We start from the raw sequence: 15,067 nt of genomic DNA on the forward strand, positions 1-15,067 counted from the left end.
ATTATACACCCTCGCTTTTTAATTCAATTGGTATAACAAACGAAACCGCTGTTCCTTCTGTTATGTCAAACTCCAGCGTTGTTTCTTTTCCAAATAATCCGTGCAAACGTTGTTTAATATTGTAAAGAGCCGTCCCCGTTCCTTTTTCTGAAAAAACGGGCTGATTGCCAAGCTTTTGCAATCGTTTTGTGTCTATACCTTGTCCATTGTCTTTTACCTTTACGTATACATATTTATCTTTTGTCTCAATATGAACTTCTACGCGACAGTGCTTTTGTTTACGCGGAAAGGCGTGCCGAATGGCATTTTCCACAAGCACTTGAAGAATAAATGGTGGAAGCAAGACATCATCTAGCCCTTCTTCAATATACATGTCAATTTCGTATTTATTAGGGAACCTGGCTTGTTCCAGCGATAAGTACGCGTGAACATGATCAAGCTCTTTTGATAACGGAATCAACAGCTGCCTTGCACCTTGCAAATTGGAACGAAAATAAATGCTTAGCTGCAAAAGCAGCTTTCTGGCTTTTTCTACGTCCTGTCTGCACAGCGCCGATATCGTATTAATAGCATTAAATAAAAAATGAGGATTCACCTGAGCCTGTAAAGCTTTAATCTCCGCATCTTTTAGCAATTTACTTCGAAGCTCTGCTTCGCCGAGCTCTAGCTGAGTTGAAAAAAGTTTAGCTAATCCTTCTGCCAGCTCTTCCTCCACTCGGCTTAACCCGCTCGCATCTTTAAAGTACATTTTTAGTGTTCCAATGGTAGTACCGTGAGAAGTAAGCGGCATCACAATAGCGGCATGAAGCGGGCAGTCTTTATGCTGACAATCAATTTGTTCTCTCGATTTTGCTTTCATAATTTTTCCTGTCTTCAGCACTTCGTGAGACAGCCCGGTAATTAAACTATGCGAAGGAACGTGATGATCAATTCCTTCCCCTACATGAGCTAAAATTTTGTGCGTATCAGTTAGCGAAACAGCATCCGTACCTGTGAAGCGATGAATAATATTTGCAACATTTTCACATGATTCACTAGTAAGACCCTGACGAAAATGTGGAAGAGTTTGATCCGCAATTAATAATACTTTGTGTGTCTGAAGCGCTCTCATTTGTTCCTCTTGCCGTAAAATGGACTGAATAATAGATAAGAAAATATAGCTTCCCGTGCCATTTACAATAATCATTGGAATAGCAATAATACTCACTAGCGTCCATGCCGAATCAAACGGTTTAGCAAATAATAAAATAATCAGCATCTGAAGCGTTTCCATCGCTATGCCTACAAGTGCAGCAAAGCGCGGTGTAATCGTTCGATGTTTTTTCCGGTAGGCATAGCCGATATATCCAGTTAACACCCCTGCTAAAACGGATGAAACTGCACAGCTAAACGCCGTACTCCCTCCTAACATAAAGCGATGAACGCCAGCAAGTATTCCTACTCCTAAACCAACAAATGGACCGCCAAGCAGACCGCCCATTTCCACACCCATAATTCGTGTATTTGCAATCGAGCTTGATGGATCTACTTTTAATAATAAGTCTTCATTTCGAATAATTGTTCCTTGAATCTCAATTCCCGTGTAGTTACTAATAATGCTAAAAAGAGAAAAAATAAAAATAAGTACAGCTTTTCCTTTATATCCTTGCTGTTTGCGGAGAAATTGCCGAAAAACTTTTGTATGTGCCAGCAAAAAACCTAAGATGACAATAACTCCGACTCGTTCTACCATCATAATTAATAAATGAATCATTTCTAGCCACCCTTTGCTGTCCGTTTCTACTTTATATTGTTACATTGATGGTGGCAGAAATCTAGCTTTACAAATAGAAAAAAAGCTGTGCGAATACGTACTGTATTCGCACAGCTTGATTTTAAGCTTGAACCGTTTTAAAAAATTGAGGCAAGTAATCTTTATGAGCTTCTAGCATCTCGTCTACAATTTGCTTAGCTAGTTTATCAGAAGCCACAAGAGGATTAATGGTTAATGCTAAAATAGCTTTATCATAATCTCCGGTCACTGCTGCTTCAGCTGCAATACGCTCAAATGACTTAATTGTTTGAACAAGACCTCGCACAGGTACAGGAAGGTCGCCGACTGAAATTGGCTTCGGTCCATCTTTTGTAATGATACAGCTTACTTCTACGGCAGAATCAGCAGGAATACTTGCTATGGCACCATTATTGATAGTATTTACGGGCTGAATATCACCTTTATCCGTGTAAATGGATGTAATCAATCGAACGGCTGCATCACTATAATAGGCTCCGCCGCGCTGTTCTAATTGAGGCGGTTTAATGTCTAGATTAGGATCTTCATACAGTTCGAACAGCTCTTTTTCCAACTGTTTTACGACTTCTGCTCTCGTTTCACCTTTTTCATAATTAACGAGCTCTTTTTCTACCATTTCACGCGTTTTATAATAGTACATGTGATATGGACACGTTAACGCATTTAGGGCTTTTGTAAATTCTGGCTCCCATCCAAGTCCCGCTACATTTTTCACAAAGCTGCTGTTAGTTGGATCACTCAATAAATCAATAACTTGATCTTTAACGCTTACACCATCTACATATACATCTAATCCATAGACCATGTGATTTAAACCAGCAAAATCAATTCGAATGCGAGAGTGATCTACATCAAGCAGCTTAGCAATCCCCATTTCCATTCCGATTGGTACATTACAAAGTCCTACAATCTTTTTAATGTTACTATAGCGGAGCACAGCTTCTGTTACCATGCCTGCAGGATTTGTGAAGTTAATCAGCCAAGCTTCTGGACATAACTCTTCAATGTCACGGCAGATATCTAAAATAACGGGAATCGTGCGAAGTCCTTTAAATAATCCGCCCGGTCCATTTGTTTCTTGACCAAGCACCCCGTATTTTAGCGGTATTCTTTCATCTTTCGCTCGTGCATCTAACAAACCAACTCGGAATTGAGTCGTTACGAAATCCGCATCTTTTAGTGCTTCTCTTCGATCTAACGTTAAATGAACATTAATTGGCAAACCTGATTTTTTCACCATTCGTTTTGCCAAATTACCAACAATCTCTAGCTTTTCTTTTCCTTCTTCAACGTCTACTAGCCACAGTTCTCGAACTGGAAGTTCATCGTATCGTTTAATAAATCCTTCTATTAGTTCAGGCGTATAGCTTGAACCTCCGCCAATCGTTACAATCTTAATACCTTTTTTCATAGTGTAATCCCCCCGGAAATTTTGATTGCTTCATATAAATCTACAAATTCAGTAGCCATTTCTTTTACCGTCATCGCATTCATTAAATGATCTTGAGCATGAATCATGAGCAGAGAAATTTCTGTGCTTTCCCCTCTAATTTCACCTTGAATTAACGACGTTTGGATATGATGAGCAGCATTTAATTCTTCTGCAGCTTGTGTAAGCTTTTCACGTGCTTCCGAAAAATTTCCGCTTTTGGCAGCTGCTATCGCTTCCATTGCTGAACTTCTGCCGTTTCCACCGTGTAAGATTAATTTAAAAATATATTCTTGAATGCCTTCCATCCTTTATCCCTCCTCACACAATATCTTTCTTTGTATCACTTGGTACCCCTTCAGCTGCAGGCTGTATACCATTTTCTTCAGTGAATTTTTGTTTATCCCACATTCTAAAGAAAGGATAATAAATGCAAACAGAGATTCCGATATTAATAGCTTGCATAACTGCACCCGATAATTTCCCTCCTGTTGCCAAATAGCCAGAAATAATCGGAGGCATAGTCCAAGGAACCGCAATACCTGCTGGTTTTGCTACCAGTCCTGTCGACATCGCAATATAGGTTGCTACTACCGTCACAAGAGGGGTAATAATAAACGGAATAAGCATCATTGGATTCATCACCATCGGAAGTCCAAAGATGATTGGCTCATTGATGTTAAAAAGAGCTGGTCCTATTCCTAACTTACCAAGCTGCTTCATTTGTTGACTGCGTGCTTTTAAAATCATAGCTACAACTAGAGCTAACGTTGCTCCGCTGCCTCCGATATTAATCCAAATATCAAAGAACTGCTGTGTGAAAATATTTGGTAATGCTTCATGATTAGCAAATGCAATTCGGTTTTCATCCATAGCTCCATACCAAATGGGAGCCATAATTCCACCGACAATATTCGCTCCATGAAGTCCACATGACCACATGAGCATAATAACAAGTTCGGCAACTAGCGTACCGCCTAAACTGCCGCCTAACACACCTAAAGGCTTTCCAAGCAATTCTCCAACGATATTATGCAGACTTCCAAAATGCGTTTGTTCTACTAACAAACGTAAAATCCAAATAAATGCTATTACCGTAAAGCCAGGAATAAGAGCAGCAAACGATTTTCCAACAGCGGGAGGAACTCCATCAGGCATCTTGATGATAATGTCTTTTTGAATAAACCATCTGTAAATTTCCGTAGAGAGAATCGCGACAATCATTGCCACAAAGAGTCCTTTACTTCCCATTAAAGCGGTTGGAATTCCGCCGTCTACTAAAATAGCTTCTTTGGCTCCACTTGGGAGAAAGGACACTTTATACGGAGTAGCAAGTAAAAAAGCAGCAAGTGAAATAGCCCCTGCGGACAAAGCATCTACTCCGTATTTTTCAGCTAACCGATAGGCTATTCCGAAACAAGCAAGCAGCGCCATAATATCGAATGTAGCTCCAACTGGATAGGCCATTTTCGTTGCCCATTCTTTTCCGAAAATCCCTGCCATAAAGTCGTTATAACCTGGTATCGGTAAATTCGACAGTATTAAAAATACTGAACCGATAATAATGAGCGGCATTGTCAGAACAATACCGTCTCGAAGTGCTTGTAAATGGCGTTGACCCGCCATTTTTCCAGCGATAGGCATTACTTTGCTTTCAAGCATACTATTAAATTTGCTCATGTAGTCCACACTCCTATTTTGAAACTAGTTGAACTGCAAATTTTAACACTTGTTCTCCATTACACGTTCCGTAGTGAACAGGATTTATAACGTCAACTGGCACTCCTTTTTCTTCACCTAGCTTCTTAAGCTGCGGCAATAGGTAACGCACTTGAGGTCCTAATAAAAGTACATCCGCTTGATCAATATGGTTGCGAACAGAGTCACCAGGAACCGCCCAAATTTTATACTCCGTGCTTTGCTCCTGAGCGCTTTTTTCCATTTTTGTTACTAGTAAACTTGTAGACATTCCAGCTGCACAACATAATAGAATATTCATTTGTCATTCCCCCGTTTTTTATTTTGCTATCTGTTTTGTTGATAGTTTCATCTTAAAATAAAAGCGCTTACATTTATACACAACCTTTTTCCGTTACTAGCGGAAAAATTATGTTTGAACATTCAGATAAAAAAAGAAGCCCCTCTCTTAGACTTCTTTTTTTATCTAATATTTTTCATAAACACCTCTATAAATTCCTCATAATCCTTGCACTTTACTAAGCGCTGCACGACCTGCTTATCATCCACAACGCGGACTAACAAACTGTACATCTTTTGCAAATCGCCTTGATTATTCGCTTTTACACTTAAAAGGCAAATAAATTGTACGAGGTTTCCTTCCCACATAATCGGTTTTTTTAACGTGCAAATGGCCCAAAACGTCGTATCCGTTTGAGGAACCATAGGATGAGGAATCGCAACGAGATTGCCAAAACTTGTTGGTGATGCAGCTTCTCTTTCAAAAACAGATTCTATAAATTGAGAAGGAACTAGTCCTAGATGAGTTAATTTCTCTCCTAAAAAATGAAGCACTTCTTCTCTCGTTTGAAATTCTTGCTGTAAATATACTAATTCTTTTTTTGTGTATTCTAAGGAAGGCTGCTGTTTGTTCTTCATTAAACAATCAATTTTTTTAAAATCACTGTTTCCTAGAATCGTACTTACTTGTACTACAGGAACAGGAAGATGATCTGGAATTGGAATGGTACTAACAATAAAATCTAAAGAGTGCAGCGACATTTGGTGAAGCTTATAATACTGCGTTGTTCCTAAAATAGTCAGATTTAATCCAAAAGTAGCCTGCAGCTTATATGATAATAGCTTGGCACTCCCTACTCCCGATGCGCATACAATCAAACAGCGCTTAGGCTGATTGATAATTTTCCGACGTTCAATGGCCCCTCCAATATGTAAAGCTAAATAGCCAATTTCCGTTTCATGCATGTCGATTTCAAGGCGATTTTTCAAAACCTTCCCAGCTATAATCCCAGCTTCAAAAGCCAGAGGATAATGACTCTTAATTCCTTCAAGCATCGGGTTTCGCAGATTCATTCCATATTTATAGCGATTGATAGCCGGTTTCAAATGCAAGCTCATGCCAAGGATCAGCTCTGAATCTTCACTAATTCCTAAATGAAGCTCTTTTTCAATTGCTTCTAATATAGCTGCTGTTAATTCATAGATATTTGTGTCAATAAACTGCTTTACTTCTTTTTCTTCATGATTGCTATTGTTGAGCATTTTTGTACCTAACAAATGAATGGCGATATATGCCGTTTCTGACTTCGGAAAACGAATCTTGAATGCATTTTCAATCTCCCGCACAATTTCAGCTGCCACTTCATATTCTTTATGTTCCATAATCTCAAGCAGATCTTCTGAATACAAAGAAATAAAATTTTCTTCTTGTATTCGCTTACAAGCTATAGCTAAATGAATGATTAAATTATTTAATCCAATGTCTGAAACCATAATATTGTATCGTTTTATTTGATTTAAAATGTGGGCTTTAATCGTTAAGATTGATTCTTGGGGCAGAATAGATATTTTATTGTATACCATATCTATTTCTTTATCTTTTCGGTTGAATATGTACTCAGACATACAGAATCTCATTTTCATTTCGTCCCCTTTAGCTTTCAAGCCATAGTTAGGACGTTTTTCTAAAAGAATATCATACTTACACAGCTGTTTTTTAACATCTCTTAAATCGTTTTGAACCGTTGACTTGCTAATATACAACTCGTCTGCTAAATCTTCGAGCTTCAAATATTCGTCTGCTAGCAGCAATCTTTTGATTAAATAATGCACGCGGTCATCAGGAACGGTTGGAATAGAAGTTGCATCAAATAATTGATTAGCCGAAAGTTCTTTTAATAGGTGATGGAACTGTTTTTCATCTAAAACGCTAAGTTCATATCCTGTCCCACGAGCTGATTTAATTTTAGCTCCGTACTGAGACAAAATGTCATCTAGCTGTTTTATATCCGTTCGAATAGTTCGAGAAGATACTTGATTTACTGTTGCTAAATATTCACTCGTAACGGTTGATAATGTAGACTGTACGGACATTAGTTCTCTTAATATGACGATCATTCTTGAATTAAGCATGTTTGCTTCTCTCCATTCTCAGAAGATTTCTCCCTTATAAAACAAATGAAAAAGGGCTGGTTATTTTAAACAAAAACAAAAAATACCTAAACAGCAACAAACAGAAACTATCTTTTCTGTCCTTGCAGCTTAGGTTTTGCCTGCTTCGTCAGTAACAACCCTAAAACAATAGGAATAAATGTCTTTATTTGTAATCTATCATTCTTTCTCTTTTTTTTCAATTTCAACTAAAGCATTAGGCTTAGTGGCTTTAATGAAATTTATGTGGTCTGTTTATACCGGTGTAGGCCCAATGCAAACGTACGGATTAAAAAGTCTAGAGTCTCATCAGTGCTTAATGACATTCCAAATCCCCCTTTATGCTCCAAAGAAGAAAACCCATGTAAAATGCTGCGAAGACTTCTAACAGCATGAAGGGCTTCATTTTCCGGAAGCTGATACGGTTTCAACACATCCAGCACTAAAAACAAAATGTTATCAGATGCTTTTTGTACTTCTTCATCCTTTATCCTTGGTGCTACCGTTGCCGTTGCTTCGTATATTCCCGGAGACTTTCTTACAAATGAAACGTACGCTTTACTTAGATGATAAACAGCGTCTTCTGCGGAAGCATGTTCAACAGTACTTTTTAAAAGATGATATAGCTGCTGCAGTCCACTTAAAGCCAGTTCTTTGCGCAGCTCTTCTAATCCTTTTATATGGTTATATAAAGACGGTGGACGAACATTTAATTCTTTTGCTAATGAAGCAATTGTAACAGCATAAAACCCTTCCCGATTGGCCAAATTTTCACCTGTTTGAATCACCTTTTTGAAATCTAGTCCTTGTCGTGGCGACATCCCTTCATCTCCTTTTTTCTATTTTTACTTTCGCTTGTTGTATTGCTTTTTCCATCAATTTTAGCGGCTGAGAAAGAATTCTTCCGTGTCCAACAGCAAGAAGTGACGGGTTTAGCTCATGTAGCTTTTCTGCACTTTTAAGCGCTAGCTCTTTGCTCCACGTTCCAAAGGCAGGAAACGGAAACAGCGGTTTTAACTGACCTGATACCGCAATTCCTCCTCGCACTTGGAACGAATCTCCGGCAATTAATGCGTTCGTTCTCTGGTCTAAAAAAGACATAGATCCAGGTGTATGTCCAGGTGTAAAAATAGGAGCAAGTGAGCCTATATAAGAATCTTCTTCGATGAAATGATCAATTTTAGTTGAAACCTTTCCTAGTTTTGGTATTCCTCCACGGATTGGGTTTTGAGGTTCTTCAGAATCGAGTGTGAAATCTCCTGAAAATAATCGATAATCTCTTTGCGACATATAAACAGAAGCATTCGGTAACCTTTTTTTCAAATGATCAATCGCTCCGATGTGATCTTCATGAGTATGTGTAAAAACAATTCGAGTAATCGGTTTTCCAATTTGATCTGCAGCTTTCAAAATACCCGACGCGCTGTATGGAAGAGCCGCATCAATTAATGTAAGACTGTCTTTCTCTTCGACTAAATAACAATTCACTGGAAAAAAGCGAGGCAAAAACGTCAGTTGATACAACATTTTCTCACGAACTATTCTCATTTCCTCATCCCCTATTATCAAAATTAAAACTAATGGTATTAGTTTTAATTTTAACTAATACCATTAGTTTTATCAATCATATATTGGAAAAAACAAAAAAGTGTGAGACATAACGAAATCAATTAAATCTAAAGACGAACAAATGGGATAAAGAAGCTCGTATAGATCACTTGTTATACCGTCCCCACAAAAAAATCCGAACGCTTTTGATTCTCTATCAAGAATCAAAAGCGTTCGGATCTTCCTTTAACTAAACTACTTTTTTCATAGCCTCTATTAAACTTAAACGTCTTTTCTTTCTCCTGTAGCAGCCACTACAATCGCACTGCCTTTCTTTAACTCTTCTTCATATTTTTTTGTTTCGTCTTTTGATAAGCCTAGTGAAGCCATTTTTGTTCGAAGCTCATCTTCTCTGGTTAAAAATAAACTCGCTGCTGAATGTAAAGGACCTTCTTCAGACAGTCGAATAATATTTGTGTCCGTTACTTCTGTTAAATTTTTAGAATTTTCCTTGTCATACGTAAACACGTATACTTCATCTTTCTCAAAACCTTTGTCTGCAAATTGATTAACTGCTTCGTTAATGTTTGCTCCTTTTTCTACTACTTCAACATGTTTCATTATTTATAACCTCCTGTTTCTATCGCACATCTTTCTTTTATACTTAACAAAAGAATAAACTTCTTACTACTATATATACCCGTTTTCAGAAAGGAAAACCCGCATTTAGAGCTTTGCAGAGAGTTTGAATATCACTCCACATTATCCTTTAATAGAATGTATACCTCTTTTGATTAACTTATTTGAAACAATCATTCAGTTTATTTTCAGCTACATTGCTTATTATTAAAAAGGAAAAAGACGCTAATCAGGTACTTTATACGCATAATGAATATCTGTGTCAGAGTAAGCCGGATATGAATGCAACAATTCATATCCGCTTTTTGTATGAAAGAACCTCTAACAACATCCTGTCCATACGTCTTACAACATACTATAATTCTCCATATTAACTAAAAATTCAGTTTATATAGGAGGTTACAAATGAACAGCCATCCACAGCCACAGTTAAAAAAAGAGTTAAAGATCCGGCATATCACCATGATTTCTCTTGGAGGAATTATCGGTGCTGGATTATTTATCGGAAGCGGATCACTCATTAACACCGCTGGACCGGGATCTATTTTTTCGTACGCATTTGCTGGTTTGCTCGTTATTTTAGTCATGCGAATGCTTGGCGAAATGTCTACTGCCAATCCTTCCAGCGGTTCTTTTTCTACTTATGCAAAAGAGGCATTAGGCCCTTGGGCCGGCTACACGATTGGCTGGCTTTACTGGTTTTTCTGGGTTATCGTTATTGCTGTTGAAGCCATTGCAGGTGCAAATATTATTCAATACTGGTTCCCGTCTTTGCCGTCTTGGGGAGTAAGCCTGGCTCTTACTTTTTTATTAACGATGACCAATCTGTACTCGGTTAAATCTTTCGGAGAATTTGAATATTGGTTTTCCCTCATTAAAGTCGTCAGTATCGTTCTTTTTTTACTTTTAGGTATAGCTATTATTTGTGGATTCATTCCAGGCATTGATTCTCCCGGCACTTCCAACCTTTTGCACAAAGGCGGATTTTTACCAAATGGAATTAGCTCTGTGTTTTTAGGCATTGCTCTTGTCATGTTCTCTTTTATGGGAACAGAAATTGTCGCAACCGCAGCAGGTGAATCGTCTCAGCCTGAAAAAGCCATTACCATCGCGACCAATACCGTTATTTATCGCATTTTGTTTTTCTATTTAGGCTCTATTTTTATTTTAGTAACGGTTCTTCCCTGGAATTCATCAAGCCTAATGAAAAGCCCATTTGTATCTATTCTTGAATTAGTGAATGTACCGGCCGCAGCTCAAATTATGAACTTTATTATTTTAACAGCCGTTCTTTCCTGTCTGAATTCTGGTCTGTATACAAGTTCTCGCATGCTGTTTTCCATGTCTCAAAACGGCGATGCACCAAAAAATTTTTCAAAATTAAATAAAAAAGGCGTGCCGGTTAGCGCCATATTAGCTTGTACAGTTATCTCGTACATTAGCGTTATCTTTAACTACATTTCACCGGACAAAATCTTTTTGTTTTTAGTGAATGCATCAGGTGGCGTAGCGCTTCTTGTGTATCTAGTTATTGCATTTTCACAGATTAAAATGCGAAAAAAATATGAAAAAGAAAATCCTGAAGCATTAAAAATTAAAATGTGGTTATTTCCTTACTTAACTTACGCTACAATCCTTGCCATCACTAGTATTTTTATAGCCATGGCATTTATTGATTCATTACGTTCTCAGTTCTTCTTAACTCTTTTAATTGCTGTACTCGTCGTAGGTTCTTTTTTCTTTCAGCGTACCAAAATGACGAGCGGCTTAGCAGCAAAAGGAAATACATCAAAATAAAAGAGGTTGAGACATAACTAAATGAATTCAACCTAAAGATGAACAAATGAGATAGATGAGCTGGACTGCTTATTACACCGCAGTTGATTTCCATGCAAGGCTTCGCTTTCCGCGGGCGGGCGCTGAGCCTCCTCGTCCCTTGTACTCCTGCGGGGTCTCATCTGTTTCGCTGTTCCCGCAGGAGTCTTCGCATTGCCCTCCAATCACCTGCTAGAAGGAACGAAACAGATGAAACTATATTCACCATCAAAAAAACGAACCCCGAATCAAACATATTGATTAATGGTTCGTTTTTCACTTGGATTAAAATGCTTTTGTCCCAGCCTCTTTTTATTTAACGAGATAAATCTCCTACAATTTTTGTTCCGTGTAATTCAGCTGCTTTTGTTTCTTTTATAACCGCCTCTGCGTTGCTTTCATGAATTCCTCCGCCGGGCAAAATAATAATACGGTCGTTAGCATATGTGATCAATTCTCGGATCATATGAAGATTTTGCAAAGCAGATCCTTTCCCTCCTTTGGTCAAAATACGGTCTGCTCCCAATTCACTAAGTATATCAATGGCTTTGTATTTATCTTTAATCTCATCAAATGCCATATGAAACGTAACGCTTAAAGGATGAGCTTCTGCTATTAACTCTTTAGTGCGTCCGTAATCGATTTCAGCTTCTTCTGTTAAAATGCCAAATACTACTCCGTTTACTCCAAGGTCTTTACATGCTTTAACGTCTTTTTTCATAATTTGAAATTCTGCTTCAGAATATATAAAATCACCGCTTCTTGGGCGAATAATCACGTTGATATCTGTATCAAGATGTTCGCTTGCATATTCAATGGTGCCGTAACTTGGCGTGGTGCCTCCTTGACTGAGATTGTCACACAATTCAATGCGGTCTGCTCCTAGCTTTTCTGCTTTTTTTGACTGCTCATACCCTTCTGCACACGCTTCTTTTATGTACTTCATACTCTCAACTCCTTTATTGGCTCTATAAATAAAGCCCATCTTTAAAAAGATGGACTTCCTTCTGCTATTTAATCGCTTTATGAACTTTTAATTTCTTTCCTTTAATCGTTTTGTTTTTCATTGCTTGTAACACTTTTGGACCTTTTCCATTCAAAATCTCTACATAAGAGACATTTTCTTGGATCGTAATAATTCCAATATCGTCCGCGGTTACTCCGTCTAATTTCGCAATTGTTCCCACAAAATCAACCGCTCTAATTTTCTTTTTCTTTCCTCCGTTAAAATACAGCTTCATAATGTCTTTATTTAATGACTCGCTTTTATCCTTTTTAACTTCTGGACGCTCATTGATTTTTTCAGTAAAAGCGGATGCTGCCTGCTGTACTTCTTCTTTAGAAGGAGGAGTAGATGTTGGAATTGAAAAACCGATATATTCTTCAATTTCCGATAGCATTCTCTCTTCATAAGGCGTTACAAATGTGATAGCCTTCCCTTTTTTACCGGCACGTCCCGTTCTTCCTGTACGGTGAACGTAGCTTTCTTTTTCTAACGGAAGGTCATAGTTAATAACGTGTGTGATATTATCAATATCAATTCCTCTCGCAGCTACATCTGTCGCCACTAAATAGCGGAATTTACCTTTTTTGAAATCATTCATAACCTCAAAACGGTCTTCTTGCACCATTGCCCCGTGAATTTTATCACAAGGATACCCAAGATCATCTAAATCATCTAACAGCGTATTTACCTGCTCTTGCGTGCGGCAAAAAATGATGCAGCTGTCCGGGTTTTCTACTGTGGTTACGTCTTTCAGCAGTTCAAATTTACGTTCGTTCTCTACTGTTATAACAGAATGGTCAATCGTACTTGTCGTTAATCCATTCGCTTTGATTTCAACATCAACCGGCTTTTTCATATACTTGCGAGAAAGCTCTTCAATATCTTCAGGAAGCGTAGCGGAGAAAAGCATCGTTATACGCTCACTAGGAAGATGTTGAATAATTGCTTCTACTTGGTCAATAAAACCCATATTTAGCATTTCATCTGCTTCATCAATAACCAAATAACGAATTTTCTCTAATGCAAGCGTTTCTTTTTCTATATGATCAAGCACTCGTCCAGGCGTACCTACAACAATATGTGTTTTTTGCTTTAGTTCTACTTTTTGCTTGGCAAACGGTGATTTTCCGTAGACAGCTGCTGCTTTAATTCGCTTAAAACGGCCGATATTTGTAATATCTTCTTTTACCTGCGCGGCCAGCTCTCGTGTAGGTGTTAACACTAAGGCCTGGGGCTTATTTTCTTCCCAATTAACTAATTCACACAGTGGAATGCCAAAGGAAGCCGTTTTTCCACTTCCTGTTTGAGACTTCACGACAACATCTCTTTCTTCTAGCGCGATGGGAAGCACCTTGCTTTGTACTTCCGTGGGATGATTGTATTGCAGGCTAGAAAGCGCCTTAGCTACCTTGTCACTAAGACCATATTGACTAAAACTTCTTTGATTCATTTTGTACCCTCATTTATTTTAAATTAGTGATTATCTTTATCATGACCTGATGCACTATGTTTCATTATACTTTAATTCTTCTATATGCGCTCAAGATTTAATATAGCATTGATTTGTCAAACAAAAGAGAAAAGCCGCTCTCTTATTAATAAGAAAACGGCTTTGGTATGAGCGATGAGGGATTCGAACCCCCGACCCCATCCCTGTCAAGGATGTATTCTCCCACTGAACTAATCGCTCGTGATATGTATTGACTATATTATAGAAAGAGTTATCCAATTTTGTCAACTATTTTTCCGCAGTTCCCAAGTTGGAAGGATCGTCTTTACTTTTGATAAAATAAAAACATGCCATAAAGGAGCGTGACGGGATGAAAGTACCAACTTTAAAAATTGACAGCCTTGTACTTCAAGGATTCGCTTCCAAAGAGACAATCGAAAAAGCGCTGTTACATGAACGTTCTGCTAAAGACAGAGAGAAATGATTTACTAAGAGGTGCATTTGATGAATATTAATTATTATTTTAGTCGGTTTTTAGCTACGAAACCGGATAGCCCAACGTATGAAAGCTTAGCTGCTTTACAGAACAAACACATGCTTCATGTTCCTTTTGAGAACTTAGATGTTCTGTCTCAAACCCCTATCATAATTGATTTAGAACGAATTTTTCAAAAAGTAATCGTAAATTTGCGGGGAGGATTTTGCTACGAATTAAACGGTCTATTTGGCTGGCTGTTAAAAGAAAGCGGATATGAAGTCTCTTACGTTTCAGCTACCGTCAAAAAACCCGACGGCACATGGACCATTGAAGGAAGTCACGCTACAAACCTTGTGACGATTGAAAATCAGCCTTACATCGTAGACGTTGGATTTGGAGATTCTGTGCGCAAGCCAATGCCTTTAAATGGCGAAGTAGTAAGAGATGTAAGCGGCTCTTATCGTATGACAAACGTTGCTGAGCATATGTATGATTTGCAGCGATGGGAAGATGATGTATGGAAAACGCTGTACCGTGTGTCTACGCTTCCTAAGAAACTGACTGACTTTACTCCCATGTGTGAGTTCAATCAAACGTCAGCGGATTCTCCGTTTGTACACAAACGTCTTGTTACGATCGCAACCCCTACAGGGCGCATTACCCTCTCTGGCGAAACGGTAACTGTAACAGACGGCGAAAAAAAGACGAAAAGGAACGTTTCAGAAGAAGAAATACCTGATATTTTACAAAATCATTTTTATATTATTAAAGGATTTTATTAA

Annotated in this window: 14 protein-coding genes and 1 tRNA gene; 2 read left to right on the forward strand and 13 right to left on the reverse strand. The window is 38.1% G+C overall.

What is annotated here, in order from left to right:
• Window position 1: 1 nt before the first annotated feature.
• The 9 genes from ACFX4R_RS09195 to ACFX4R_RS09235 all read right to left on the reverse strand — a co-directional run bounded on the left by ACFX4R_RS09195 (window position 2) and on the right by ACFX4R_RS09235 (window position 9,518).
• The gene (locus ACFX4R_RS09195) at window positions 2-1,753 is read right to left on the reverse strand and encodes a sensor histidine kinase (protein ID WP_043980398.1); all 1,752 of its coding nucleotides are present in this window, start codon (window positions 1,751-1,753) and stop codon (window positions 2-4) included.
• 121 nt (window positions 1,754-1,874) lie between these two features.
• The gene (locus tag ACFX4R_RS09200) at window positions 1,875-3,203 is read right to left on the reverse strand and encodes a 6-phospho-beta-glucosidase (RefSeq protein ID WP_043980400.1); all 1,329 of its coding nucleotides are present in this window, start codon (window positions 3,201-3,203) and stop codon (window positions 1,875-1,877) included.
• Entirely contained in the window at window positions 3,200-3,529 is a 330-nt protein-coding gene (locus ACFX4R_RS09205) for a PTS lactose/cellobiose transporter subunit IIA (protein WP_025749845.1), read from the reverse strand. Before ACFX4R_RS09205 ends, ACFX4R_RS09200 begins: the two co-directional genes overlap by 4 nt.
• Before the next feature lie 13 nt (window positions 3,530-3,542).
• Window positions 3,543-4,901, reverse strand: a complete 1,359-nt coding sequence (celB, locus tag ACFX4R_RS09210; protein ID WP_013055478.1) for a PTS cellobiose transporter subunit IIC — start codon at window positions 4,899-4,901, stop codon at window positions 3,543-3,545.
• Window positions 4,902-4,914: 13 nt separating this feature from the next.
• Window positions 4,915-5,220, reverse strand: a complete 306-nt coding sequence (locus ACFX4R_RS09215; RefSeq protein WP_013055477.1) for a PTS sugar transporter subunit IIB — start codon at window positions 5,218-5,220, stop codon at window positions 4,915-4,917.
• Between the two features lie 161 nt (window positions 5,221-5,381).
• Entirely contained in the window at window positions 5,382-7,331 is a 1,950-nt protein-coding gene (locus ACFX4R_RS09220) for a BglG family transcription antiterminator (RefSeq protein WP_097824295.1), read from the reverse strand.
• Between the two features lie 260 nt (window positions 7,332-7,591).
• Complete coding sequence (locus ACFX4R_RS09225) at window positions 7,592-8,170, reverse strand: TetR/AcrR family transcriptional regulator (protein ID WP_043980404.1); 579 nt, start codon at window positions 8,168-8,170, stop codon at window positions 7,592-7,594.
• Window positions 8,171-8,174: 4 nt separating this feature from the next.
• On the reverse strand, window positions 8,175-8,897 hold the full coding sequence (locus ACFX4R_RS09230; RefSeq protein ID WP_165575549.1) for an MBL fold metallo-hydrolase: 723 nt from the start codon (window positions 8,895-8,897) through the stop codon (window positions 8,175-8,177).
• Window positions 8,898-9,179: 282 nt separating this feature from the next.
• Complete coding sequence (locus tag ACFX4R_RS09235) at window positions 9,180-9,518, reverse strand: YflT domain-containing protein (protein WP_013081802.1); 339 nt, start codon at window positions 9,516-9,518, stop codon at window positions 9,180-9,182.
• Between the two features lie 423 nt (window positions 9,519-9,941).
• Between ACFX4R_RS09235 and ACFX4R_RS09240 the strand changes: the two genes are divergently transcribed.
• Entirely contained in the window at window positions 9,942-11,333 is a 1,392-nt protein-coding gene (locus ACFX4R_RS09240) for an amino acid permease (RefSeq protein WP_323618430.1), read from the forward strand.
• A 72-nt stretch (window positions 11,334-11,405) separates the two neighbouring features.
• On the opposite strand, the gene ACFX4R_RS09245 is transcribed toward ACFX4R_RS09240, so the two are convergent.
• The 4 genes from ACFX4R_RS09245 to ACFX4R_RS09260 all read right to left on the reverse strand — a co-directional run bounded on the left by ACFX4R_RS09245 (window position 11,406) and on the right by ACFX4R_RS09260 (window position 14,047).
• Complete coding sequence (locus tag ACFX4R_RS09245; protein ID WP_377569403.1) at window positions 11,406-11,540, reverse strand: hypothetical protein; 135 nt, start codon at window positions 11,538-11,540, stop codon at window positions 11,406-11,408.
• 127 nt (window positions 11,541-11,667) lie between these two features.
• On the reverse strand, window positions 11,668-12,297 hold the full coding sequence (locus ACFX4R_RS09250) for a copper homeostasis protein CutC (RefSeq protein WP_377569405.1): 630 nt from the start codon (window positions 12,295-12,297) through the stop codon (window positions 11,668-11,670).
• 64 nt (window positions 12,298-12,361) lie between these two features.
• Window positions 12,362-13,807 (reverse strand): DEAD/DEAH box helicase, encoded by a 1,446-nt coding sequence (locus ACFX4R_RS09255; RefSeq protein ID WP_322551735.1) that lies wholly within the window; start codon window positions 13,805-13,807, stop codon window positions 12,362-12,364.
• Window positions 13,808-13,975: 168 nt separating this feature from the next.
• Window positions 13,976-14,047: transfer RNA gene (locus ACFX4R_RS09260), tRNA-Val, on the reverse strand.
• 264 nt (window positions 14,048-14,311) lie between these two features.
• On the opposite strand from ACFX4R_RS09260, the gene ACFX4R_RS09265 reads away from it, so the two are divergent.
• Complete coding sequence (locus tag ACFX4R_RS09265) at window positions 14,312-15,067, forward strand: arylamine N-acetyltransferase family protein (RefSeq protein ID WP_377569407.1); 756 nt, start codon at window positions 14,312-14,314, stop codon at window positions 15,065-15,067.

It is taken from the genome of Priestia sp. YIM B13490, assembly GCF_042787735.1.
Lineage (GTDB): Bacteria > Bacillota > Bacilli > Bacillales > Bacillaceae_H > Priestia > Priestia megaterium.